Here is a 22,237-nt window from a genome sequence, read left to right on the forward strand (position 1 = left end):
GTAAAAGAGACATATTTTTATGTCTCTTTCTTTATTATGACAACATTAAAAACAATTCACGTTTCAATGTTTACAAAGATAAAGCAATACATGTTAGTTCTTACAAAGAATAAACAAGCAATAGAGGAATCGCATGATGACTATAAGCTATTTCAATTTATGTGCAAGTTAGAGATGAATCACATATATGAAGCATTAGAAGGACAGAGGAAGAATACTCATATTGATTTAGACACACATCAAGAATATGTAGACACGCTTGTTGTGCAGTTGAATTTACTTCAATATGTTGTAGGCATTGTGCAAGAGGTAGGAGTCATTTATGCTGCATCGATACTAGTGATGCATTCATTTGACTTGTATACCGTGCATAGGCTTACAAATTTATCGATTCCATTTCTACGAAATTTAGAGAATACACTATCAAAAGAAAAATAGGGGGCTATAAAAATGAGTATTGTTATTGATATTGCAGAAGGAAAGAAGATTGTACCACATATTGTATTAGTAGGTGCTGGAGGAAACGGAGGATTAATTTTACAACATATTGCTCAAATGATGAGTATTTTTCAATTGGATGGTGAAATTGTAGTTGCAGATCCAGACACGGTTGAAGAAAAAGTGCGCCCATAAGGGCCTTGTAAACTCTGATTTAGTAAATCAGCGGGTGAAGTGAAACAAGATAACAACCCGACACCGGTAGCCTTATCCGTAATCGAAAGTGAACGGGGAGTGTAGCATGGCTGCAACGGGATAAGTCACTCTAATGTCATGAGTGCGACTGAATTTCTAGGTGTACCGTGGTAAACAAGGTTGAATGCTAAACTGCGTGAAGGATAAATCAAGGGGTCTTATCGACGACCATATCGAAATAGACATTGAAACGATATGTCTCTAGTTCAGCTCATCTATTTTTTGTGGAGAGAGGTGTGTTTCACACTAGAGAACCAACTAAAGTACATTAGTAAAGATTGAAAGTCCCAACCGACATTACTACAAACTATTTACAAGGTACTAAATGGGGATTACCTAAGTGGAAGCGCCATTTATGGCTATAGAGGATGATTTCAAGGTAAAAACCAAGAAATGTGGCTCTTGAATATTCCATATGGTAACGGAGCCTTCGTAGTAGTCAGAGATAGGGAAAGCCTATCACACTAACGTATGACAAATTACGTTAGGTCATGGTTGTGAAATCAGGATGGCGAAGGAAGGTAGTCAATTAGTTCATGATGATAATAAACAGGAAGGAAGCGAGATGCTGATGAGAAATCCAGTTTATGTATTGAACACCTTGTCGAAGAATACTATTAAAGAAAACTATAAGTTCAAAAGATTATATAGAAATCTTTATAATCCAGAATTCTACTATAAAGGTTATCAAGAAATATATGCCAATCCAGGTAATATGACCAGAGGAACCATAAATAACACTGTTGATGGCTTCTCAAAAAATAGAGTATCTAAAATCATCAACAACATTAAAAATGGTAACTATAAACCTACTCCTGTTAAGCGAGTATATATTGATAAAAAAGGGAGTAAGAAAAAACGTCCTCTTGGGGTACCGACATTTGACGATAAACTTGTCCAATTAGTAATAAAGTATATCTTAGAAGCAATTTATGAACCAAACTTCTCTGAGAACTCACATGGATTCAGGAAAAATAGGGGTTGTCATACAGCTTTGAAACAAATTAAAAAGAGTGGTAATGGAACTAAATGGTTTATTGAAGGTGATATTCAAGGTTTCTTTGACAATATCGACCACCATATCCTAATTGACCTACTAAGAAAACGTATCAATGACGAAACACTCATCGGATTAATATGGAAGTTCCTAAGAGCTGGGTACATGGAGGATTGGCAATTCCACAAAACATTCAGTGGAACACCACAAGGAGGGATTCTCAGTCCTCTTCTTGCCAACATATATCTAAACGAACTAGATATATACATGGAAAAATACGCTGAAAAGTTCGGAAAAGGTCAACCAAAAGACAGAGAAGTTGATAAAAGATATCAATACTTACACCTCAAAATAAAAAGAGGGCGTAAGAAAGCAGACTTACTAAGAGAACAAGGTAAACACAATGAAGCTCAGGAATTAATCGAGCAAGTCAACGAATGGGTTAAGGAAAGGGGACAACGTCCCTACTACAATCCAATGTCGGATAAATTTAAGTCACTAAAATATGTTAGATATGCTGATGACTTTATTGTAATGATAATCGGCAGTAAAGATGATGCCAAAGCCATTAAATCTGATATAGCTCAATTTCTCAATGAAGAATTAAAATTAACTTTATCAGAAGAAAAAACACTTATCACCCACTCTAGCAAGAAAGCAACATTTCTTGGATACAACGTCAATATCACTAGAAACGAGTTATTTACCAAATACTCGGTGAAAGGTGCAAAAAGAAGACATCACAATCTAAAAGTAAGACTTGAAATCCCCCATGAAGCATGGCGAAATAAATTACTTGCCCTGAATGTTTTAGAAATGAAGTATGTGAATGGGAAAGAAACTTGGAAACCAAAGCATAGACCGGAAATGGCACACCTAGATGATTTGGAAATACTACATAATTATGTATTACAGATCAGAGGGATGTACAACTACTACAAATATGCAGTTAATTCAACGGTACTCCAAAAATTCAGTTACGTTCTAGAATACAGCATGTATAAAACATTCGCCAATAAATATAAAAGCTCAATCGGAAAAATTAAGGGGAAATATTGCAAAAACGGTGTATTCATAGTCAATTACAAAGATAAAAAAGGCAAACAACACTCTCATTCTTTCTACAGGGAAGGATTTAGAACGGTTGATATAACTAAGATGAAAACACAAGAAAATAACATCGACAACTTGTTAGCCTCAAGAGTTCATATGTCAACAACTAGTCTTATGGATAGGTTGTCAGCCAACAAATGTGAACATTGTGGTAAAACCGATTCTAACTTAGTAATGCACCATGTCCGAAAAATGAAAGATGTTGAGAAAGGCAAAGCCAAATGGCAAAAATTAATGATTGCCCGTAGACGCAAAACATTAGCCGTATGTGAGGATTGCCATAATGAAATTCACTATGATATGAGAGTAGAACTTATAGCGAAAAACAGAAAAAAATAACTTTGACAAGCAATTGATGGAGAGCCGTATACTCTGAGAGGAGTACGTACGGTTCGGTGAGGGGTTTTGAGAAACCTATCATAGCAATATGACAAGGCGCTCGCTTCCTACTCTACAACCTTGGAAATCAACTCTTTATTCGACCTGATGTTGGTAAATACAAAGCAGAAGTACTCGCTCGTCGATATAAAGCTGGCTATAACGTTCCTATCTCTTCCTTTACGTCACAGTACATAGAAGACATAGAAACAATGCAGCAGTTGTTTGGTAATAAATATGATTTATTAAAAAAACAACATAAAGACGACTACTTGTATCTGCCAATTGTAATTGGGGCAGTAGATAATATGTTTTCTCGTGAAGTCTTTCATCAATTCTTCCATCAATCGGATAATCTTCTTTACATCGATGTAGGGAATACAGCTGTAACCGTTCCTGATAATTGGAGAGAAGTAAATAAAAGACATTGGACACCTCAACAAATAGCTGATTATAAAAACAGTGGTTATAACGGACAAGCAGTATGTGGAGTTAAATTGAATGGCGAGGTCATTCTTTCACCGCTTGGTGATTTATTTGCGGATGCTTTTACGAAAAAAGAAACGGCTCCAAGTCAATTAAGTTGTTCCGAATTAGCTGCTTCAGAACCACAGCGCGTTATTACTAATAAGTTCGCTGCCATGACTGTTGCTCAATTCGTCAACGAACTCTTTGATGAAGGTACTGTATCGAATCACTATATCATTTTCCAGGCTCAAAAGGCTTTTATGAAAGCTGCACCAATTGAGGGGTAATGATATAGGAGGGGACAAGATGAGAGTGTATCAATTAGATTCCACTCAATTGCAACACAGTTTAACACCAACAAACATGTGTAATGGTGTTCTACAATACTACCAATATAAACAGTATACCGTTGTATCTGTACTTGATTTATCAAAGCAAGATTCCGAAATGATACCATTGCTTCTGGCTTGTTTAGCAGAGGCTTTGATTCATTTCAATCCGGATTCTTTTTTAGCGAAGGATGAATCTAGCATTTTATATTGGTGTAGAAAGAACTTTAAAGGATTTCATAGTATCTCTGACGATGGATTTTTACAAGATTTCAAGCAGATATACGAATGTTATCAATCATTGCAGAACGTTGGGAAACAAGAGAAAAATATAAAAATAAATATGTAATAGCAGGGAGAAGTGAAATGTATGTATAATATAATCAAACGTCAATATAATTCAATTATCCAAGAGGTGATTCGGATTAACGAAGAAGTACAAAGGGAATTAAACCTATTAGTACAAAAAATTTGTGAAACCGTGTCTTCTGTCCAAAAAATAATCCTTTTTGGCTCTCATGCTTATGGCACACCAAATGAAGATAGCGATTTTGATCTTTGTATTGTTGTGGATGGTGTAGGAGCAAGAAAAAGGGAAGTCATTAACCGTATTAATTGGGGTATTTACGATATAATGGAAACACCAGTTGATATTTTAGTGTATGGACCAGAAGAGTTTCAAGAACGTGCTAATCGCAATGTAACCATGGAGCACAAAATTGCACTAGAAGGGAAGGTCCTATATGAGGTGCGAGACGTTCTCGAGTAAGCAATACGGAAGTATAAGCGACAACGAGGACTGTTCTTAATTGGAAAAACAATCAAAGCAATAAAGAACAGGATAACTGTTCAGATAAGTGGTAGGAATGAAGGAGTAACGCCCCGAAACTACCCCAGTGAGATTCCCAACTGCATACACTAGGCATAGCGTGATGTGGAGAGCAGGGTAAAATATACGGTCACGGTTCGTAGTGCACAACTGTATAACCGAAAGCCAACAGGAGTAATAAACCGGTTGGAACTAACCAAGTACCGTATGCTGTCAACCGACATGGTGAGAATGTGGTAAACCATTGACGAACTTGCGAATGTACGCCTCGAAAAGGACACGGATCAGAAATGATTCGGAGTCTGAAAACAAGACTTGTCTAATGGATTGGGGATATCTCATAATTAACAATCCTAACGTTGTTATAGGCAACGGAGCTAGACACGGGGTATAGCAAGCACCTAAATCGGAGGTCAAAATGACCTTTAAAACAATGATAGTCTGAATGGAACGTCGAAAGCCACCAACGTTGAGAGTAATCTCTATCGGCGGATACAGTTGAATACGAAATGGACAACCAAGGGAAGTATTCTTAATAGTGGTGAGAGTAGTGGCACGACCGTTGAAGGTTCTGTAATGGAACTGGAGGAACAGCCACAAGTCTATATAGTAGGAACTGAAATTTCATCTAATCTTGCATGGATTCTGGTAAGACTCAAAAGGTCACCAAAAATCAATTTGAGAGTAGGTGATAGACCATGAATGGCAATTCTAAGTCCGCGCCAAAGGGGAATAAACTAAGACACAACGAATACTACGGTATTCAACCTGTCCTAGATAACCTATACCAAAAAGCAACAAAGGGAAATTCTTTCAAAAACCTAATGTCTATCATTATATCAGACGAAAATATACTTCTCGCCTACCGCAATATTAAGGGGAATAAAGGAAGTAGAACTGCAGCTTGTGATAATGTAAATATAAAGAATATTGAGGGAATGGAACAAAGCTATTTCTTGAATGAAGTTAAAAGACGCTTTCAAAACTACCAACCGCAGAAAGTAAGACGTAAAGAAATTTCGAAGCCCAACGGACAAACCAGACCCCTGGGAATACCGGCTATGTGGGATAGGATAATCCAACAGTGCATCTTACAAGTCATGGAGCCAATCTGCGAAGCGCACTTCAGTAACCGAAGTTATGGTTTTCGCCCAAACAGAAGTGCTGAACATGCCCTAGCAGATGCATCAGTGCGAGTAAATAAACAAAACCTTACATATGTAGTAGACGTAGACATTAAAGGTTTTTTTGACGAGGTAAATCACGTCAAGCTCATGCGTCTATTATGGACATTGGGTATCCGTGACAAACAACTTCTGGTCATTATCCGAAAAATACTGAAAGCCCCAGTGCAAATGCCTGATGGCACAACAATGTTCCCGACCAAGGGCACCCCACAAGGCGGGATTCTTAGTCCTATACTTGCCAACGTCAATCTTAATGAATTCGACTGGTGGATAAGTAGACAATGGGAGACATTCAAAGCTAAAAAGGTAAAACCGAGATGCATGAGGGGAATTTGGTGCAATGACGTTGTAACGACACAACTCACCAAAACTTCCAAGATGAAACCAATGTACATCGTAAGGTACGCAGATGACTTTAAAATCTTCACAAACACACGTAGTAATGCGGAGAAAATTTTCAAAGCGACTCAAATGTGGTTAGAAGAACGTCTAAAACTGCCTATCTCAGCCGAAAAGTCTAAAGTAACCAATCTGAAAAAGCAACAAAGTGAATTCTTAGGTTTCACCCTCAAAGCTGTAAAGAAAGGTAAAAAGAAGAACGGTGACACACGATACATTGCAGTAACACACGTTTCCCCAAAAGCACTGGAAAAAACAAAACAAGATTTAGCAAAACAAGTGAGAAGAATACAGAAAACCCCAAACTCTAATGAAACAATTAAGAGAATCAGCATATACAACAGCATGGTCATTGGTAAGCACAACTATTATAAAATAGCTACGCATGCCTCCCAGGATTTCAGTAAAATGAACCATAATCTTGACCACATAATGTATAACAGATTCCCTAAGTCAACAACTGGAGGTAAAAGCAATACAAATGGATACACGAATATAGGAGAATATAAAGGAAAAGACAAAGGTATTAAACCATATCTAAAGTCAAAAATGATGAGATTTCTCATGAAACGTCCCATCCTACCAATCTCCTATATTCAACACAAAAACCCGATGATGAAAAAGCAAGTCATTAACAAGTACACCGCAGAAGGACGAGCCCTGATACATAAAAACTTGGCAGACATAACCGAAGCGGAACTGAAATGGTTAAGAGAAAATCCAGTTATAAATGAACGGGCAACCGTAGAATACAATGACAACCGAATTTCTCTTTATGTCGCACAAAAAGGCAAATGCAGTGTAACAGGTGAGAAACTCTTACCTTGGGACATTCATTGTCACCATAAGCGATTATGGAGTGAAACAAAGGACGACAGCTACAAGAACCTTACCATCATCAAACCAAGTGTCCATAGACTAATACACGCAACCAAGATAGAAACCATAAACCAACTACTCAATGAACACAAATTCAATGAGGAACAGTTAGGCAAACTCAATAAATTGCGAAAATTAGTCAAAAACGAGGAAATCTGTATTTAATCACAAAATGAAGTGGAAATGAAACATGAATAACTAGCGTTGTTCGCTTAGAACTTATCATTATTTTGATGAAAAGAAAACTACAATATAGATGGACCGCGGTATGCCGTGAAAGTGGCACGTACCGTGCGGATCGGGGGAAAAGTTGGAGATAGCTTCAAAGACTTACCTATCGACAATAAATACTGAGGATCTAAAAGAGTGGGTATTTATTGCAAAATCTGATTTAGATTCTGCTGGTTACTTAACTCACATGAAACCTTTCCCTACTGCAATTATTTGTTATCATAGTCAACAATGTGTGGAAAAACTTCTAAAAGGGTTTCTTGCACTAAACGGTAGACCAGTCCCTAAAACTCATAACCTTTTAATGCTGCACAAATTGTGTCGGAAATTAGATGAGGAGTTCTCATTGATTTTAGAACAGTGCGTGCAGCTAAATGGTTATGCTACAGACATTCGTTATCCGTATTTTGAAGCACTTACTGTTCAAGATGGATTAATCGCTATACAACATGCTCAAAAAGTAATGAGCTTTTATATGGAAAAGTTAAACAAGTTGAATATACATGAAATCACAGTTGATTAAAAATAGAGGATATACACAAAAGAGAGTGCCTATTAAATAGGGACTCTCTTTTTCTATCTAAAAACAGAGGAGGCATGCTCCATAGTAGTATGAAATGATACTTTGCTATGGGGATAACAATATAATGATGGATATATATAAAGAAATTAAAGAGGAAATGAAAAAAGTCTATTTATCTCGCGATTGTTGTTTTGTAGGTTACAGTGGGGGGAAAGATAGTTCTGCCATGTTGACGTTACTATGGGATGCAATTGCTGAGCTACCACTAGAGCAACGTACAAATCCAATTCATATCTTAACTTCCGAAGTTGGAGTAGAAACACCTGCTATGACGGCTTATATCTCAAGGACATTACAAAAGATCCAGGAGAATGCAAATGAGCAAAACCTACCATTTGTCGTTCATGGTGTGAAACCACTTATGAAAGAATCATATTGGTATAAGGTAATAGGCAGAGGCGTTTTACCACCGAGCGGAAACAGTAGATTGAGATGGTGTACTGACTCTCTCAAGGTCAAACCGATGCAGCGAAAGATGAAAGAAATCTTAATAGCTTCTCAAACTACTACTGCAGTAGAATGCTTTGATGAATATGATGGTGTACTTATGCTGGCCGTTCGTAATGAAGAGAGCGCTCGAAGAAGACATAGTATTCAAAAGCATGAGATAAGTAATGATTCCTTATTTTCACGTCATAATGATATGAAGAATATCCTCTGCTTTAATCCAGTTAAATTTTTAACCGGTGATGAAGTATGGATGTTACTTTTAGATAGAGGGATACTGCCTTTTGGTGTGGATGTGGAAGAAATGAGCATACAGTATGGACAAGCTATGTTTGAATGTGGCATAAAAACAGGTGGGAAGCAGCAGGGAAATGCTTGTGGAGCTGCAAACTCACGTAGTGGATGTTGGACTTGCCTAATGATGAATGGTGAGGATAAAATGTTGACCCAGCTAATAAGTGAGGGGTATACGGACTATGCTTATCTACAATCCTGGAAAAGCTTCTTACGTTCGATTAGAAACGATATTCGGTATCGGAATGTAATGAATAGACGAAGCCTGCAAACGCTCCTTAGAAACGAAAATAAAAGGGATTCAGACTTGTTTTCCATATGTAATCATGTTGAATATGATTATATTATGTTTGATCGTACAGAAAAGGGAGACTATGCACCAGGAGGACTAACAGTAGAAGGTAGAAGAATGCTTTTAGAGTATCTACTTTATATTCAACAAGAAATGAATACGAGTCTTATATCTGAAGAAGAAATTGAGGCAGTACTACAAGGCTGGTATGACACAGATGGTATTCGCGTATATCGAGATGAATTGGAGCCAATACATCACGCATGTCTTGGTGAATTGGTGTTCAAACCTGATTGTACAATAAATGAAGAAAAAACGACGTCTCCATTCCCTGTGTTTTTCGTGGAAATTGATGTTCATTTAGGGAAGCAGGAGATATTTCGTTGGATGAAGGAACGACAGAAAGTTACGCAGCAGAGTTTTTTCTTTTTCCCTTCAAATTATTCTAATGATTCTACAAAGCTTACATGGAACAAACTAACCTTTGTTGTATCTAGATTTGATATAACAGAAGCAAGAGATGCTGAACGCATTATACGTCAATGGTTAGGTATGACGATGTACCATGAAAAGGCAGAAGCACAACATAAAAAGATGCTTGTACAGCTGTTCATTCATTCTATGAAGAATGAACAATTATTTAATCCGGATGAATTAGAAAATACGAAGATCCTATATACTACAGAGTTTATAAGTAGGCTCTCTCGATTGCTAGAAACAGAGGAGTTGCTATCCGAGGAGACTAATCACCTCTTTGCAAAAATACTTAAAGAAATGGCTAACGAAACATTTCTTATAGCGTGATATATAAATAATAGATATATTTAGAGAGTACCTATTCAATAGGTGCTTTCTATATTACAAAGGCAAGAGGAGATTTTAATGGAATTTAAAAAACTTATGAAGTATATAGAAGAGAATAAGGAAGAACACTTTGATGAATTAATTAAAGAAAATGAAAACGCAATTAAAGAAATCGATAAAAAAAATGAGAAGAAAGCAGATTTTTAAAAATAGTTATGATATTTACCGAAGAACTATTAGAAACGTATAAATATAGGATTCAAGGAGGATACTTATGACTGAAATTAGTTTAAAAGACAGATGTATTCAAATTCTAGCCACAATTCCAACAATAGTATTTTTTATTTGGAGCATGTACTACTGCTTTCAGCTATTTGTAGGAAATGAAATACCTGGAGTAAATCCTATTACAAAGTTTATACTTGGGTTGATTACACTGTTTATGGGAATAGGCGGACTTATTAATTTAACTAAGCCTAATGTAGATGCTGTCGAGTTCTCCCTAAAGACACTTTGCGGGTTACTTGCAATTGGCTTTATATTAGGGTCAGGACAATTTATAGATATCGTAAAAGTAGTCATTAATTCATTGTAAAGAAATCATATATTTTTTAGTACCTTTTAAAAGCCCAATTATATTTTATATATAATGGTCTTATCCCTGTCAAGTAGACAGCATTAAAAAGACTAAGCAGCCATCGAGATTCGATATTCTATCGGAGCTCGATGGTTGAGTCGTTTTTGGAAACGTTTATAGTTATAAAAGTAAATATATTCTTCAATTGCTTGTATTAAATCCGCTTCTGTTTTAAAATGATTCAAATACAACATCTCCGATTTAAAATGGGAGAAAAATGACTCGATACAGGCATTATCATGGCAGTTTCCTTTGCGAGAGTGGCTGCCAATGATACCTAAATCTAAAAGTCGTTTGTTGTAGGCATGAGATGTGTACTGGAACCCCTGATCTGAATGGAGAATGGTTCCACGCACATCTCTTTTTTGTGCCAACATTTCAATTGTATCTAATACAAGTTCATTATCATTACGCTTGGAAATTTTCCAAGAAACAACTTCGTTATTATAAATATCTTGTACAACAGAAAGATAGCGGAAGCCCTCTTGAAATCGTAGGTAGGTAATGTCTGTAACAAGCGCTTCATTTTGTTGGCGATCTTTGAATTCACGGTTTAAAACATTTGGAAAAGTATTAGAATAATTCCCTTTAAAGAAGCGACGCTTCTTTCGAATAATAGACTGAATGTTAAGCTCACTCATTAATCGATATACCTTTTTGTGATTTATAAAATATCCCTCTTCTTCTAAAGCGATTTTCATACGTGGATATCCATATTCTTTGTGCTTTACGTGAATAGATTGAATTACCTTTTTTAATCGTTTATCGGATTCTAGTCGCATGTTGTTCATACTTTTTGTATGAACCCACTTATAGTAACTTGAGCGATGTACACCCGCAAATTTAGTAAGCCATATAACAGGATATTTTCTCTTTAGTAATTCAATGATATGATATCGTTCTTTATATTTTAGTACGCCCCCATTTACAGATTTGGATACTGCTTTTTTAAATATTCAACCTGAGCCTTATAGTAATCACGCTCTTCTTCAACAGTTTTAAAATGGATCCGTTTGCCTTTTAAAGGGTTCGGTATACCTTTCGTTTTATTATTTTCCCCGCGAGTATCTGTAATTTCACCACGTTCTTTATATTTTTTCACCCAATTTTTAAGTTGTGTAGAGCTTCTAATCTGATATTTTTTCGCTATCATATCGTGTAAGCCCCCATTCAAACAACGCATATAAACACGCAGCACCTCCTGGTACGATACATGTATCAATAAAAGGAGGTGCTTTTCCTATGCCACAACAAAAACTAACCATTGTTCCCGTTACATTACATACCGAAAACGAAAATAATTCTGCAACAAAGCCAACAGTGCTTTCCTCCAATCCTACTTGCACGATTAAAACAGCAAACGCTGAAATTTCCTTCTTTAACGGTGTAGATGAGCATATCATCCAAGCGGTCATGAGGGAGTTGAAAAATGGGTGAAACACGACTATACAAGTGTTAAAAACATTTATATCATTTGCGGTAAGACAGATATGAGAAAAGGAATTGATGGGCTTGCCACACTGATTCAAGATTCTTTCGAACTTGATCCATATGGCGATTCCATTTTCTTATTTTCAGGGTGGAGTAAAGACCGCTATAAATGTCTGTATTTTGATGGTGATGGCTTCGCCATGCTGTATAAGCGTTTGGATAGTGGAAAACTTCAATGGCCAAAAGATGAAAATGAAGTACGCCATCTTTCACAACAGGAGCTTCGCTGGCTCCTTGAAGGGTTATCCATTCAGCAGCCAAAAGCCATTCAACCATCGCCAAAAGGTGCGTTCTAAATTCGTTCAAGTCGTTATTTTTATCTTTATTTTCACTGTTCGAACTGATTATAATAGGAGGAACGAAACTGAACGAAACTGAACGAAAGTGGTGAATGATGTGACGAACGTTTCTTCTACGAATGAAAATCAATCTGAGAAATTAATTCGATTGCTTGAAGATCAATTAGCTCATTCGAATCAACAAAATAAAGAGTTATCGAAAAAGTTGGATCAATCGTTGAAACAGATTGAATCGTTAACGCAACAACTTCAACACTTAACCAAGCTCTTATATGGCTCTAAAACAGAAAAATCCAAATACAATACGCCCGACGGGCAAGTGTCCTTATTTGAGGATGACCCGTCTTTTACTGATCCTGAGCACACAGAAGAACAAAGCCAACAGACCATTTCTTATACTGTTGTACGAAAAATTCAACCAAAAAAACGAAATGATTCCTTGCGTGAAGATATTGAAATAGAAGCTATTCACCATCATCCAGCAAATACAATCTGTGACGGTTGCCATGATCAAATGATAGAAATGGGCAGTACAATCGTGCGTGAAGAGGCGAAATTTATTCCTGCGAAAATGATGAAAGTTCAACATATTGAACACGCTTATGAATGTAAAAAATGCAAAAGCGATTCATTACAAAAAGGGCAGATTAAACGTGGTAAAGCGCCACAACCTCCCATTCAACGTAGCATCGCAAGTCCTAGCGTACTTGCCAAAGTGATGTATGATAAATTTTCACAATACTTACCTCTTTACCGTCAGGTAAAGGAATGGGAGCGTTATGGCCTGAACACGAATGATAAGAACCTTTCCAATTGGGTCATTCGTGCCTCACACGATTGGCTATTGCCTATTTACGAACGAATGAAGTCTTTGATGATGGCTAAAACCATTCTACATGTCGATGAAACGTATTCACAAATTATCAACCGTTCCGATGGCAAATCTGGTCAGTCTAACGCCTACAATTGGGTCTATCGAAGTGTGCCCAGTCAAGGTCCAACGATTGTCCTGTTTCAAAGTTCATTATCACGTGCTCGGTCTGTTCTCGAAAGCTTCATTGAAGATTATTCCGGAACGATTGTCTGTGATGGTTATTCGGCCTATGACAAAATAGAAGGCGTCACCTTCGCAAATTGTTGGGCGCATGTTCGCCGTTATTGGATGAAAGCGAACAGCAAGAACGGACAAATCGGTGTCAGCTATTGTGATGCTTTGTATCGACTTGAAAGGAAATTCAAGCATCTGTCTCCCAGTAAGCGAAGAAAGAAACGTCAAAAGTTTGCGTTGCCAATCGTTAAGAAATTCCTTGACTGGGTTGAAAAATCACCATTCTACGGCAAAAATGCGCTTGCAAAAGCAGCTGAATATACTCTGAACAGAGCGAATGGACTAAAAGCATTCTTGAAGGATGGCCGTATCGAAATTGATAATAATCCAGCCGAAAATGCCATTCGTCCAAATGTGATGGGTCGAAAAAACTGGCTCTTTTCCGTCAGTGAAGCTGGTGCAAAAGCCAACGCCATCTGTTTAAGTATCGCAGAAACGGCAAAAGCAAACGGAGTGGATTTCTATCGTTATCTCTTGAAGTTACTGACGGATTTTCCGAATCTTGATATCTATCAACATTCGGAAATTTTAAATCAATATATGCCTTGGTCAAAAATGATCCAAGCAGAATGTGGCAGATAAAATGAAATCACCGTATATCTGATTAAAAAAATCATGATATACGGTGATTTATGATGCGTACGGTTAAGGTATGCTTATTTTTTATAGTTCGGGCTTACAAAAGAAAAGCATTACCTCAAAGGAAGTAATGGATGAAATCGTTCTCCTTTAATTAGTCTCCTTGCTAACCTAATTTCTGTTTCTCTAGCTGCTTGGTAAAAATATCCTCTTATAGTTGCTTCAAATCCTCCAGGTCGTTGAAAAACTTTCCTACAAAAAATCTATTATAAATTTTCCATTAGACGTTTTTTGATTAATTCATAATCGTCCCTAGTAATACCAGGAGCAAATTCTTCAGGTAACTCCTCTAAGTTTGGAATTGGTCCGCCTTCAGGAGTACCAATTTTCACTTCAAGCGGTTGCCCATTTTCCGGATTTGTTCCTTTCCAAATCATTCCGATATCCCTGTATTCTGTTTCGCTCCATGTGAATAGCACATTGCTTAAGCCTTTTTCTATGAACGGTCTGGCATAATCAAATTTTGAGTTATCAAGATTTGGAACTGGAAGCATTTTCGTCAAGTCTACCCCTGTAGCAATTTCGATTGCTTTCGCATAGGCGAGGATATGTGTTCCTCCACGAACAAGTAAATACCCAATCATGGTTCTAGCAACTGGGTTATCAGTCATCTCATAAACTCTCATTTTATGTGTACGTGCACCAATCTCTAGAAAAAAGTTATGTGTTAAATCTAAAACCAGATTTCCACTATTAAAAACATTATCACCAGTCCAAGGTCTTCCCATTGAATCACCTGGTATAGCCGTTTGAGCTGTAGAAATAAAATGGTGGGTGTTTCTCGCATCCTTCCCATTTTGAAGTGGAGTGATATCCGGATTCCCTGGAAAAGTATTACCTACCGATAACAAATTAATCGTATTAGAAACAAGTTCTACATGACCAAATTCTTCTGCTGTAATGCTTGCCACTAACTCATAGAATGGTTTTAGCTTTTTTTTATTTCTGAAGTTAAAAGACTGAAACATATAGTTATTTAAGGTAGACATCTCCCCAAACTTGCCACCCAAGAGTTCTTGTACTGCTGCTGCAGCATTCATATCGCCGTGTGCGGGTATAGGAAGTTCAATTGCCAATTTATTTATTCTTTTAAACATTATTTCCCCTCCACTTCCTTTTTGTTAACCAGGAAAAACCCAAATAATTTGCTGGGTACGAATAAAAAAGGGAGTTCCGTTAGATTCGACAACAATGTGATCTGGCAATACATTTTTCAAGGAGCCACGAACGCTACCTCTTATGGTTTGAACAGCAACAATTTTACCAACAATGGTTGTTAATGTCTGATAAACATATGGATCATAAAAGCTTAACAGGTTGTTGTTTGTCATTTAGATCCTCCTATTCTAAAGTCATTCTTACTGAGTATATGTTTCTCGATATGAAAAAAGACTGAAAAACAACTGTTCAATTTGACTCTTGTTGTTAAATACTATCCTGAAAATAATAAACGGCAATAGCACATTTTTTGCAATACGAAACTAGGCCTAGCAATACCCAATTTTTTAAACTGGACCTAGGAATGACTAATCTAATCCTTTTATGTACGAATTTATACTATGGCTCGCATACGCCGATGTAATTGACAATAAAATTGAAAAGATAAAGCAAGGGCTTGTAGAGTTCAAGAATAAACTTTATGGCACAGGTAATGCCATTCAAAGTATAACGAAAACTCTTGACAAACTATTTCAACGTCAGGACGAACTGTTTCAACGTCAAGACAATATTATCAAGCTACTGGAAGTTGTGTATAACAATTTATAATTGTATGGAACACCAGTAAATCTCGGGCCTATTTCAAAAATTAGAAGTCATTAAGCCGCACTCGAAAGATGGACAAAGATATATTGAAGTTGTATTTATTTATCGCTTTGAAAAATCTGTTGAAACATGTGCCGATATGATTAATTGCGACAGGAGCACCTAATTGGTATGTAAATAAATTAGCAGCAGAGTTAAGCAACAAAGGTGATGACAAACTATTCAAAACCTTATCATTACTTATTCCAGAGGAAGAATTAAAACCAGAATTAAAGAGTATAAAGGGTGGCTATAAAGATATTGATGTGGTCACTGTTTCCGAACAACTAAATCAAAAAGGGATACTGGAGGATGTGGGCGGCGTAACCTATCTTACTCAATTAGCTGGCTCAGTACCAACTACAGCGAATACCATTTATTATTGTGATTTGGTAAAATCGAAAGCCTTGCGTAGGCGAGGAATTGAAGCAGCAAAAAATATAAGATATTTATCGGAGGTACAGGAATTTGAATATGACGAGACATTTTTGACAGAAGTAGAAAATCAGGCTTTAAAAATCCGATCAATGGCGTTCTCATTACTCGCATCTACATTGGGAAGCTTCTCGAAAATGTACATCAAGTATTGATAAGGATTAAGCCCATTTTCTTTGGCTGTTTCTACAATACTATAAGTCACAGCACTAGCCTTCGCTCCTTTCGGAGTGTTTGCAAAAATCCAGTTTTTCCTTTTAGGACTTAAACACATAAAAGAAAAAACTGGCTCTTTTCCGTCAGTGAAGCTGGTGCAAAAGCCAACGCCATCTGTTTAAGTATCGCAGAAACGGCAAAAGCAAACGGAGTGGATTTCTATCGTTATCTCTTGAAGTTACTGACGGATTTTCCGAATCTTGATATCTATCCACATTCGGAAATTTTAAATCAATATATGCCTTGGTCAAAAATGATCCAAGCAGAATGTGGCAGATAAAATGAAATCACCGTATATCTGATTAAAAAAATCATGATATACGGTGATTTATGATGCGTACGGTTAAGGTATGCTTATTTTTTATAGTTCGGGCTTACCATATCGTAGCTTCCCTCACCGTTTAAATAACTTTGAACAGCTGATAACTTTATCTCATTTGAGTATGTATTAAATGTTGTACCTTTTTTCGCCATGAAAAATCCCCTCCACGTAATAGTGTAACATCCATGTGTATACATGGTCTTTTTCACACTGTCTACCTAAAGGGGATAATATCAATAATTGGGCTTTTATTTTTCTGTAATAAATTGAAACTATAATTCGAACTTGTAGAAAGGAAGGCAGAATACCACTTCTAAGATACAAAATTAGAGTATTACACCAAATAATTAGTTATATAAATAATATAAATATTTCTCATTTTTTTACAAAATTTTCAGTTTTTTCTTACGAAACCGCATCACTATAGCATTCTATAGAAGTTTAATGTTAATTCAATTCTTTATATTCGGAATTTTCGGCAAAACGCGTATAGACCTGTTGTTATTTTTTCCCTATAATCAATCTGTAGTTTCAATATTCAATTTTCTGTAAATTCGCGCGAACCAGGAATTGTTTTAAAATATCTTTTACTAGGTAAAATAAAAACTACAAAAATCAATTATCATTTTATGGAAATAAGGTGATCTTTTGTTTGTTTGCAAAGAACATGTATTAAAAGTGATTCAAAATCTAAATGTACCGCATATTTGTGAAACAGACAAAAATATAAAATGTAGGTATTGTGACCATGCTTCTCAATATGAATTGTATATATTTGATTTCAGGAATATCTCAAAAAGATTAAGAATAATCAGTTGCCAATAATCTATATATTATTGGTCTATGTAAATAATCTTCCGATTTTTATTCTGAAAATAATACATAATCAGATGATTCGGTCACTTGTATTGCGATTTAGTAATGTTCACATTATAATTAAAGGGGAGAATAGTGAATATGGCATCTTATATCATTGGTAAATTAAACTTAAACGAGGAATTATTAAAGAAAGATTTAGCTACAATCGCGAGTTTTCCAGTTATTCCAGAAGAGTATGATGAATTTAGTTCAGGTTATTGGATGAACAACTCTTTATGGAATGCTTCAAATGATAAAAATGATACAATGTATCGTGATTTTGATCATGCAGCACAACAAACAGAGTATGGTAAGCAGTTACCTTACATTAACTCACTTCTTGAAGAATACTTCACTTTTGATAATTTAAAAATGGTTCGTACACGTAATTTAGTGGATGCAATGGTTATCCCACATAGAGATTTCGTTGAATTCTCTCATAGTACAAAGCAACGTTTCCGTGTCTTCTTAGCTTTAGAAGATAATAAAATGGCTTTCCATTCAGATGAGGAAGCAGTATTCCGTATCAGAAAAGGAGAAATTTGGTTCTTAGATGCAGCAATTGGACATGCAGCTGCTAATTTCTCTAAGGATAGCCGCGTTTTCCTTTGCCTGGACTATGTATTTGATAGTGATTTTGATCCATCTGATATCTTCAAAGATAAAAAGACATATAATCGTGATTTAGAAAGATTTATTGTCAAACGCGATAAATTAGATGAAACATTTGAAGAAGAGTTAATTACTTCACTATCTAAAGTAATTTCAAGAATTAATTTTAGAGATGTTGTATTCTTCTTATCGAAAATTCATTTTGAAAAAGATATCCCTGTTGCAAAATGCTATGATTGGCTAGATCAAATTGCAGAAAGAAGCGGTGATCAGGCAATTATTCAGAAAGCAAAACATTTACGTGAGTATATTATTGAACATCGTAATTTAGGTGAGCGCTTCAGTATGGATAACTGGAAAGAAGAAGTTACTGTTTGATTTTAGAACAAGTAAAGTAAGTTCTTTACATAAACAACCGATTTTATTTTAATAAAATCGGTTGTTTTACTATTTGTAATGTAGGAAAGGAAAATGGTTCATATGGAGATTTTAATCGGTATATTGTTTAGTATTTTATGGGCATCAGGTGCTATCGCCACAAAAATTGGTCTTTTATCTTCATCCCCTTTAATGTTTGCAACAACAAGGTTAATTAGTGCCGGTCTTATCATGTTTATCTTTACATATTTTATCAAATCTAACAGATGGCCTAAAGGAGTAGAGTGGAAACAGTTAGTTGTACTAGGTATATTGAATACCACTTTGTATGTAGGTTGCTGTTTCTTGTCACTAAAGTTGGTATCATCTAGTTTATTTAACTTATTTATCACAGTAAACCCATTTGTTGTTGCTTTGTTATCTTCTATGTTCTTAAGTAGAAAAGTAACAAAACAAGAATGGGCTGGTATGTGTATTGCCGCATTTGGCTTATTTATTGCCGTATATCCGTATTTAAAGGATACGCAAGCCACTGTATCAGGCATCATTATTCTTGCAATTGGCATGTTGTCTATGGGAATTGGGAGTGTATGTTTCACAAAATACGATATGAAGATTGATCGTCTAGTCATTAATACTTGGCAAATCATCTTTGGTAGTTTATTTGCAGTTCCTTTAAGTTTCTTATTAGATACAAATCCATATATTAATTTAGACATGAATTTTGCTATTGGTCTATTTTGGCAGGTTGTTATGACTTCGATAGTATCCATGTTACTATGGTTTTATTTATTAAAAAAAGATCCAATAAAAGCAAACAACTATCTATTCTTAACACCGATTTTTGGTTATTTACTAGCATGGTTAATACTTAAAGAAAGTATTACAATATACCATCTGTTTGGTGCAATTTTAGTAATTGGTGGTTTGTTAATCTCAGGAACCATGAATATTAAAGACTTACTACGGTCAAAAACAAGAAGTGAAAAACATAATTCTATTTAAAGTTGAAATATTTGACCGCTCAATTCAACTAAATATGTAGTGAATGCTCTTGGTAATTTCGACTGAAGTTATCTTGGGCATTTTTTTGAGTTTTCTTCCATTCTTTTTCAGAATGTATGTAAAAAAGCTACATACGTTATAAAAAAGGAGGGAACGGAATGAAAAGACTTTGGTTTGTCATTTTGTTTTTTATCACCATGCTTACAGGTTGTTCTGTAAAAGATGTAAATTGGTACCCGATATCACAAGAGGTCATGGCCACTACACCAAAAGAACTCCCATTTCCAATATCCTATCCTACTAAATTACCTTTCGAAGTAGATTCAATAACAGTTACAAATGAGAATGCAGAACATGTTACCGTTGTTTATTCAAGTAAAGACAATCAAAACTTAATTGTTGAAATAACAAGAGGAAAGGATGTTTTCCCACAAAAATCTTTACAAAAGATCAATGCATTTGATAAAACTCGTCAAGCATTTAATCATCAAAAAAATGAATCACATTATATATACTGGAATGAAAATGACGTACATTATCAAATTTATTCATCTAACGAAAATAAGAAACAATTAACAAATGATGAACTTTGTACAGTTCAAAAGTCTTTTTCGGTGAAATAGGAGTTACGTTTTTTTCATCGAGTTTTTTTAGATAACGTCAAGTATTGATAGTATCTTTTTAAAGATATTTTTGTTTTAAAACCTATTTTATTTACCAATTCATCTTCATTTATTCCTTGCTTAATTAGACGAAGAATAAACGTATTCCTCATCTGTTGTGCAGAAATACGTCTACCTAATTCTGCTCGTTTCACTTCCAGTCGAATCATCTTTTGTATAGCAACCTCAGACAAAGCCTTTGGTGCATCATTTTCGTAAACCCATCGATATGTACCTCGATTAAAATCAAATGCCACAAATAGGGGATTATCTGTGTGCTGTCGAGGTCTTACAGGTTCAGGGATAGTCGAATAATATTTGTAAAGCTGTTGTGTATCTTCAGCTGTTAAGAAGATGGATCTAGTAACTCCGTTTTCTCCTGGAACAATTAAAGTGTTCCTAGCAAACTGTATATGGTTCATATTAAGCGATACAAGCTCTTGTAAAGACAAACCATAGTTTACTATTAAATTAATTATACAAGCGTTTCTATCCATGATTAGAGGACGGTATTTAGCTTGTCTCTCTGTTAATCCCTTAGTTGATAGAACGGTTTGTTTTAAAAGTACTTCTTCCGATTCGGTAATAAAATCATTGTCATTTAGTGATTGATCCGGAATTAAAGAGAGATGAATATCATCTAATGGACTAACTATACCTAAAAACATGTGTAATTTCTTTAAAACCACCCATATCCTGTGCCTTGTTTTAAGCGAATATTCTCGTTTATTTTCTAACACTGAGAAATACGCTTGATAATCATCTACGGATATTTCATTCCATGATTTGATATGTAAAAGTAACTCATTTTCATTCAACCATCTATAAAAATCTTTAATATCGTATGCATAGCGTTGGATTGTAGAATGTTTTCGGCCTTTTTTACTTAAATATGTAGAGAAATCTTCTAAAGTTTTCTCTAAGCTAATTGTCTTGTTCAATATAATCACCTAATTTCTTTGGATATATTATAACAGAAAACAAGTGAAAGACCTGCTACCGCCCTTTGCTACGCACGGTTGCTGGCATATCCAAAAAGCAAACGGACAAACAACCCTTTGCTTTTTGGATATGTTGTTTATTAGTTATAAAGCCAGATAAATAGAGTTATCATAATACTCCAAAAAGGCACTACAAAAACTAATCCCCAAACAATCCCTTTAAAAAATCCAATCTCGTTATAGGTATTCATTTCTATGTAAGTTGTTTCTTTTAGTGTAGCCATGTGTAATCCTCCAATATAAATTGTTTATTAAAATGAAAAAAGGACAAACCTAGTCCTGGTAGGGATACGTAGGTTTGTCCTTTTGTATGAGGGTAATGATCTGTTTAATTACCATTATTATAACGCAATTTACAAATATTTTCAATTAGGTCGGACATCTTATTAACAATTATACTAGCTATATTAAAAATCTATTATAAATATATACCTTATATAAAAAAAGAAATAAAGATAAAACTATTATAGGTTATCAAAAACAGGGGAAATATCTACTCCCACAAGGGAAAATTTCATGTTAGAACCTAAAAAATCATAAATAGCAGAAAATGTATTCGTAAATTCAATGATTATTAGACGTTTAATTCTACAAAAAAACAGAAAGGAATTACTATATTTCTACATGAAATCAGAAAGAATTTGATACTAATCGCATTATATATATTCAACCCCGTAAATAAGAACTTTTTTACTTATTTTAGTAATCAGGTTAATTCTAACCGTCTAATTATCCACATTTTATTCAGATTAGGCTGCTATTTTTGAACATAACTCACTATTTACACATAACTCACATTTTTGTTGATGATTTTTATTAGATAAATACAACAACATTAGTAATAACAA

23 protein-coding genes and 4 pseudogenes are annotated in these 22,237 nt (G+C 35.3%); 19 read left to right on the forward strand and 8 right to left on the reverse strand.

All coding sequences use genetic code 11. The features are described 5' to 3' along the window. The first annotated feature begins 36 nt into the window (after positions 1–36). From K5S59_RS13690 to K5S59_RS13735, 11 genes and pseudogenes are all read left to right on the forward strand, one after another. A complete protein-coding gene (locus K5S59_RS13690; protein ID WP_061531289.1) occupies positions 37–438 on the forward strand; it encodes a hypothetical protein in 402 nt (133 codons plus the stop codon). 12 nt (positions 439–450) lie between these two features. Continuing rightward, positions 451–633: a ubiquitin-activating E1 family protein gene (locus tag K5S59_RS13695; RefSeq protein WP_000029266.1), complete on the forward strand. Its 183-nt coding sequence runs from the start codon at positions 451–453 to the stop codon at positions 631–633. A 631-nt stretch (positions 634–1,264) separates the two neighbouring features. Next, entirely contained in the window at positions 1,265–3,142 is a 1,878-nt protein-coding gene (locus tag K5S59_RS13700; protein WP_033656444.1) for a reverse transcriptase domain-containing protein, read from the forward strand. Positions 3,143–3,258: 116 nt separating this feature from the next. Then, positions 3,259–3,936: pseudogene (locus tag K5S59_RS13705) on the forward strand (ubiquitin-activating E1 family protein); the annotation flags it as partial. 19 nt (positions 3,937–3,955) lie between these two features. Next, positions 3,956–4,327, forward strand: coding sequence for a hypothetical protein (locus K5S59_RS13710; protein ID WP_001267127.1), 372 nt, complete (start codon positions 3,956–3,958; stop codon positions 4,325–4,327). 21 nt (positions 4,328–4,348) lie between these two features. Then, positions 4,349–4,747 carry a nucleotidyltransferase domain-containing protein gene (locus tag K5S59_RS13715; protein ID WP_061531288.1) on the forward strand — a complete coding sequence of 133 codons (399 nt, stop codon included), beginning with the start codon at positions 4,349–4,351 and terminating at the stop codon, positions 4,745–4,747. Positions 4,748–5,505: 758 nt separating this feature from the next. Next, complete coding sequence (ltrA, locus tag K5S59_RS13720; protein WP_202338138.1) at positions 5,506–7,437, forward strand: group II intron reverse transcriptase/maturase; 1,932 nt, start codon at positions 5,506–5,508, stop codon at positions 7,435–7,437. Positions 7,438–7,582: 145 nt separating this feature from the next. After that, positions 7,583–8,026 (forward strand): HEPN domain-containing protein, encoded by a 444-nt coding sequence (locus K5S59_RS13725; RefSeq protein ID WP_061531287.1) that lies wholly within the window; start codon positions 7,583–7,585, stop codon positions 8,024–8,026. Between the two features lie 124 nt (positions 8,027–8,150). Continuing rightward, complete coding sequence (locus K5S59_RS13730; protein WP_061531290.1) at positions 8,151–9,923, forward strand: phosphoadenosine phosphosulfate reductase domain-containing protein; 1,773 nt, start codon at positions 8,151–8,153, stop codon at positions 9,921–9,923. Between the two features lie 78 nt (positions 9,924–10,001). Then, positions 10,002–10,130: a hypothetical protein gene (locus K5S59_RS30165; RefSeq protein ID WP_256943800.1), complete on the forward strand. Its 129-nt coding sequence runs from the start codon at positions 10,002–10,004 to the stop codon at positions 10,128–10,130. Between the two features lie 67 nt (positions 10,131–10,197). Further along, a complete protein-coding gene (locus tag K5S59_RS13735; protein WP_061531286.1) occupies positions 10,198–10,518 on the forward strand; it encodes a hypothetical protein in 321 nt (106 codons plus the stop codon). A 92-nt stretch (positions 10,519–10,610) separates the two neighbouring features. Here the strand turns inward: K5S59_RS13735 and K5S59_RS13740 are convergent, their stop codons facing one another. Both K5S59_RS13740 and K5S59_RS13745 read right to left on the reverse strand, forming a co-directional pair. After that, positions 10,611–11,516, reverse strand: a complete 906-nt coding sequence (locus tag K5S59_RS13740) for an IS3 family transposase (protein WP_113712782.1) — start codon at positions 11,514–11,516, stop codon at positions 10,611–10,613. Next, positions 11,486–11,713: a hypothetical protein gene (locus K5S59_RS13745; RefSeq protein WP_098639484.1), complete on the reverse strand. Its 228-nt coding sequence runs from the start codon at positions 11,711–11,713 to the stop codon at positions 11,486–11,488. The genes K5S59_RS13740 and K5S59_RS13745 overlap by 31 nt, the downstream gene beginning before the upstream one ends. Before the next feature lie 89 nt (positions 11,714–11,802). Between K5S59_RS13745 and K5S59_RS13750 the strand changes: the two genes are divergently transcribed. From K5S59_RS13750 to tnpC, 3 genes are all read left to right on the forward strand, one after another. Continuing rightward, positions 11,803–11,997: a hypothetical protein gene (locus tag K5S59_RS13750; RefSeq protein ID WP_039238838.1), complete on the forward strand. Its 195-nt coding sequence runs from the start codon at positions 11,803–11,805 to the stop codon at positions 11,995–11,997. Further along, positions 11,994–12,347 carry an IS66 family insertion sequence element accessory protein TnpB gene (gene tnpB / locus K5S59_RS13755; protein ID WP_140384346.1) on the forward strand — a complete coding sequence of 118 codons (354 nt, stop codon included), beginning with the start codon at positions 11,994–11,996 and terminating at the stop codon, positions 12,345–12,347. The genes K5S59_RS13750 and tnpB overlap by 4 nt, the downstream gene beginning before the upstream one ends. Before the next feature lie 100 nt (positions 12,348–12,447). Next, positions 12,448–14,040, forward strand: coding sequence for an IS66 family transposase (tnpC, locus tag K5S59_RS13760; protein ID WP_088029994.1), 1,593 nt, complete (start codon positions 12,448–12,450; stop codon positions 14,038–14,040). 128 nt (positions 14,041–14,168) lie between these two features. Here the strand turns inward: tnpC and K5S59_RS30170 are convergent. From K5S59_RS30170 to K5S59_RS13770, 3 genes and pseudogenes are all read right to left on the reverse strand, one after another. Next, positions 14,169–14,285 (reverse strand): annotated as a pseudogene (locus K5S59_RS30170) (cell wall hydrolase); the annotation flags it as partial. An 18-nt stretch (positions 14,286–14,303) separates the two neighbouring features. Further along, entirely contained in the window at positions 14,304–15,194 is an 891-nt protein-coding gene (locus tag K5S59_RS13765; protein ID WP_031538344.1) for a manganese catalase family protein, read from the reverse strand. A 24-nt stretch (positions 15,195–15,218) separates the two neighbouring features. Next, positions 15,219–15,428 (reverse strand): YuzF family protein, encoded by a 210-nt coding sequence (locus K5S59_RS13770; protein ID WP_212981764.1) that lies wholly within the window; start codon positions 15,426–15,428, stop codon positions 15,219–15,221. Between the two features lie 738 nt (positions 15,429–16,166). On the opposite strand from K5S59_RS13770, the gene K5S59_RS13775 reads away from it, so the two are divergent. Further along, positions 16,167–16,490 (forward strand): DnaB-like helicase N-terminal domain-containing protein, encoded by a 324-nt coding sequence (locus K5S59_RS13775; protein WP_076315514.1) that lies wholly within the window; start codon positions 16,167–16,169, stop codon positions 16,488–16,490. Here the strand turns inward: K5S59_RS13775 and K5S59_RS13780 are convergent. After that, positions 16,406–16,591: pseudogene (locus K5S59_RS13780) on the reverse strand (transposase domain-containing protein); the annotation flags it as partial. The gene K5S59_RS13775 and the pseudogene K5S59_RS13780 sit on opposite strands and share 85 nt — an antisense overlap. Before the next feature lie 21 nt (positions 16,592–16,612). On the opposite strand from K5S59_RS13780, the pseudogene K5S59_RS13785 reads away from it, so the two are divergent. From K5S59_RS13785 to K5S59_RS13800, 4 genes and pseudogenes are all read left to right on the forward strand, one after another. Further along, a pseudogene (locus K5S59_RS13785) lies at positions 16,613–16,831 on the forward strand (IS66 family transposase); the annotation flags it as partial. Between the two features lie 999 nt (positions 16,832–17,830). Then, positions 17,831–18,721: an aspartyl/asparaginyl beta-hydroxylase domain-containing protein gene (locus tag K5S59_RS13790; protein ID WP_000179385.1), complete on the forward strand. Its 891-nt coding sequence runs from the start codon at positions 17,831–17,833 to the stop codon at positions 18,719–18,721. Between the two features lie 93 nt (positions 18,722–18,814). Further along, positions 18,815–19,726: a DMT family transporter gene (locus K5S59_RS13795; protein WP_000233488.1), complete on the forward strand. Its 912-nt coding sequence runs from the start codon at positions 18,815–18,817 to the stop codon at positions 19,724–19,726. Positions 19,727–19,884: 158 nt separating this feature from the next. After that, a complete protein-coding gene (locus K5S59_RS13800) occupies positions 19,885–20,349 on the forward strand; it encodes a hypothetical protein (protein WP_000827039.1) in 465 nt (154 codons plus the stop codon). 14 nt (positions 20,350–20,363) lie between these two features. Here K5S59_RS13800 and K5S59_RS13805 read toward each other — a convergent pair whose 3' ends face one another. Next, the gene (locus K5S59_RS13805; protein ID WP_002074054.1) at positions 20,364–21,338 is read right to left on the reverse strand and encodes a tyrosine-type recombinase/integrase; all 975 of its coding nucleotides are present in this window, start codon (positions 21,336–21,338) and stop codon (positions 20,364–20,366) included. A 131-nt stretch (positions 21,339–21,469) separates the two neighbouring features. Then, the gene (locus tag K5S59_RS13810) at positions 21,470–21,613 is read right to left on the reverse strand and encodes a hypothetical protein (protein ID WP_000212568.1); all 144 of its coding nucleotides are present in this window, start codon (positions 21,611–21,613) and stop codon (positions 21,470–21,472) included. Positions 21,614–22,237 lie beyond the last annotated feature (624 nt).

The sequence above is a fragment of the Bacillus sp. BML-BC051 genome (assembly GCF_019656175.1).
In the GTDB taxonomy this organism is placed as follows: domain Bacteria; phylum Bacillota; class Bacilli; order Bacillales; family Bacillaceae_G; genus Bacillus_A; species Bacillus_A mobilis.

Excerpts from the sequence above, each read along its gene's own strand:
- K5S59_RS13735 (WP_061531286.1), top strand. The coding sequence starts at position 10,198 with ATGACTGAAATTAGTTTAAAAGACAGATGTATTCAAATTCTAGCCACA.
- K5S59_RS13715 (WP_061531288.1), top strand. The coding sequence starts at position 4,349 with ATGTATAATATAATCAAACGTCAATATAATTCAATTATCCAAGAGGTG.
- K5S59_RS13770 (WP_212981764.1), bottom strand. The coding sequence starts at position 15,428 with ATGACAAACAACAACCTGTTAAGCTTTTATGATCCATATGTTTATCAG.
- K5S59_RS13690 (WP_061531289.1), top strand. The coding sequence starts at position 37 with ATGACAACATTAAAAACAATTCACGTTTCAATGTTTACAAAGATAAAG.
- K5S59_RS13765 (WP_031538344.1), bottom strand. The coding sequence starts at position 15,194 with ATGTTTAAAAGAATAAATAAATTGGCAATTGAACTTCCTATACCCGCA.
- K5S59_RS13795 (WP_000233488.1), top strand. The coding sequence starts at position 18,815 with ATGGTTCATATGGAGATTTTAATCGGTATATTGTTTAGTATTTTATGG.
- K5S59_RS13800 (WP_000827039.1), top strand. The coding sequence starts at position 19,885 with ATGAAAAGACTTTGGTTTGTCATTTTGTTTTTTATCACCATGCTTACA.
- K5S59_RS13700 (WP_033656444.1), top strand. The coding sequence starts at position 1,265 with ATGAGAAATCCAGTTTATGTATTGAACACCTTGTCGAAGAATACTATT.
- K5S59_RS13695 (WP_000029266.1), top strand. The coding sequence starts at position 451 with ATGAGTATTGTTATTGATATTGCAGAAGGAAAGAAGATTGTACCACAT.
- K5S59_RS30165 (WP_256943800.1), top strand. The coding sequence starts at position 10,002 with ATGGAATTTAAAAAACTTATGAAGTATATAGAAGAGAATAAGGAAGAA.
- K5S59_RS13790 (WP_000179385.1), top strand. The coding sequence starts at position 17,831 with ATGGCATCTTATATCATTGGTAAATTAAACTTAAACGAGGAATTATTA.
- K5S59_RS13810 (WP_000212568.1), bottom strand. The coding sequence starts at position 21,613 with ATGGCTACACTAAAAGAAACAACTTACATAGAAATGAATACCTATAAC.
- K5S59_RS13750 (WP_039238838.1), top strand. The coding sequence starts at position 11,803 with ATGCCACAACAAAAACTAACCATTGTTCCCGTTACATTACATACCGAA.
- K5S59_RS13710 (WP_001267127.1), top strand. The coding sequence starts at position 3,956 with ATGAGAGTGTATCAATTAGATTCCACTCAATTGCAACACAGTTTAACA.
- K5S59_RS13745 (WP_098639484.1), bottom strand. The coding sequence starts at position 11,713 with ATGATAGCGAAAAAATATCAGATTAGAAGCTCTACACAACTTAAAAAT.
- ltrA (WP_202338138.1), top strand. The coding sequence starts at position 5,506 with ATGAATGGCAATTCTAAGTCCGCGCCAAAGGGGAATAAACTAAGACAC.
- K5S59_RS13730 (WP_061531290.1), top strand. The coding sequence starts at position 8,151 with ATGATGGATATATATAAAGAAATTAAAGAGGAAATGAAAAAAGTCTAT.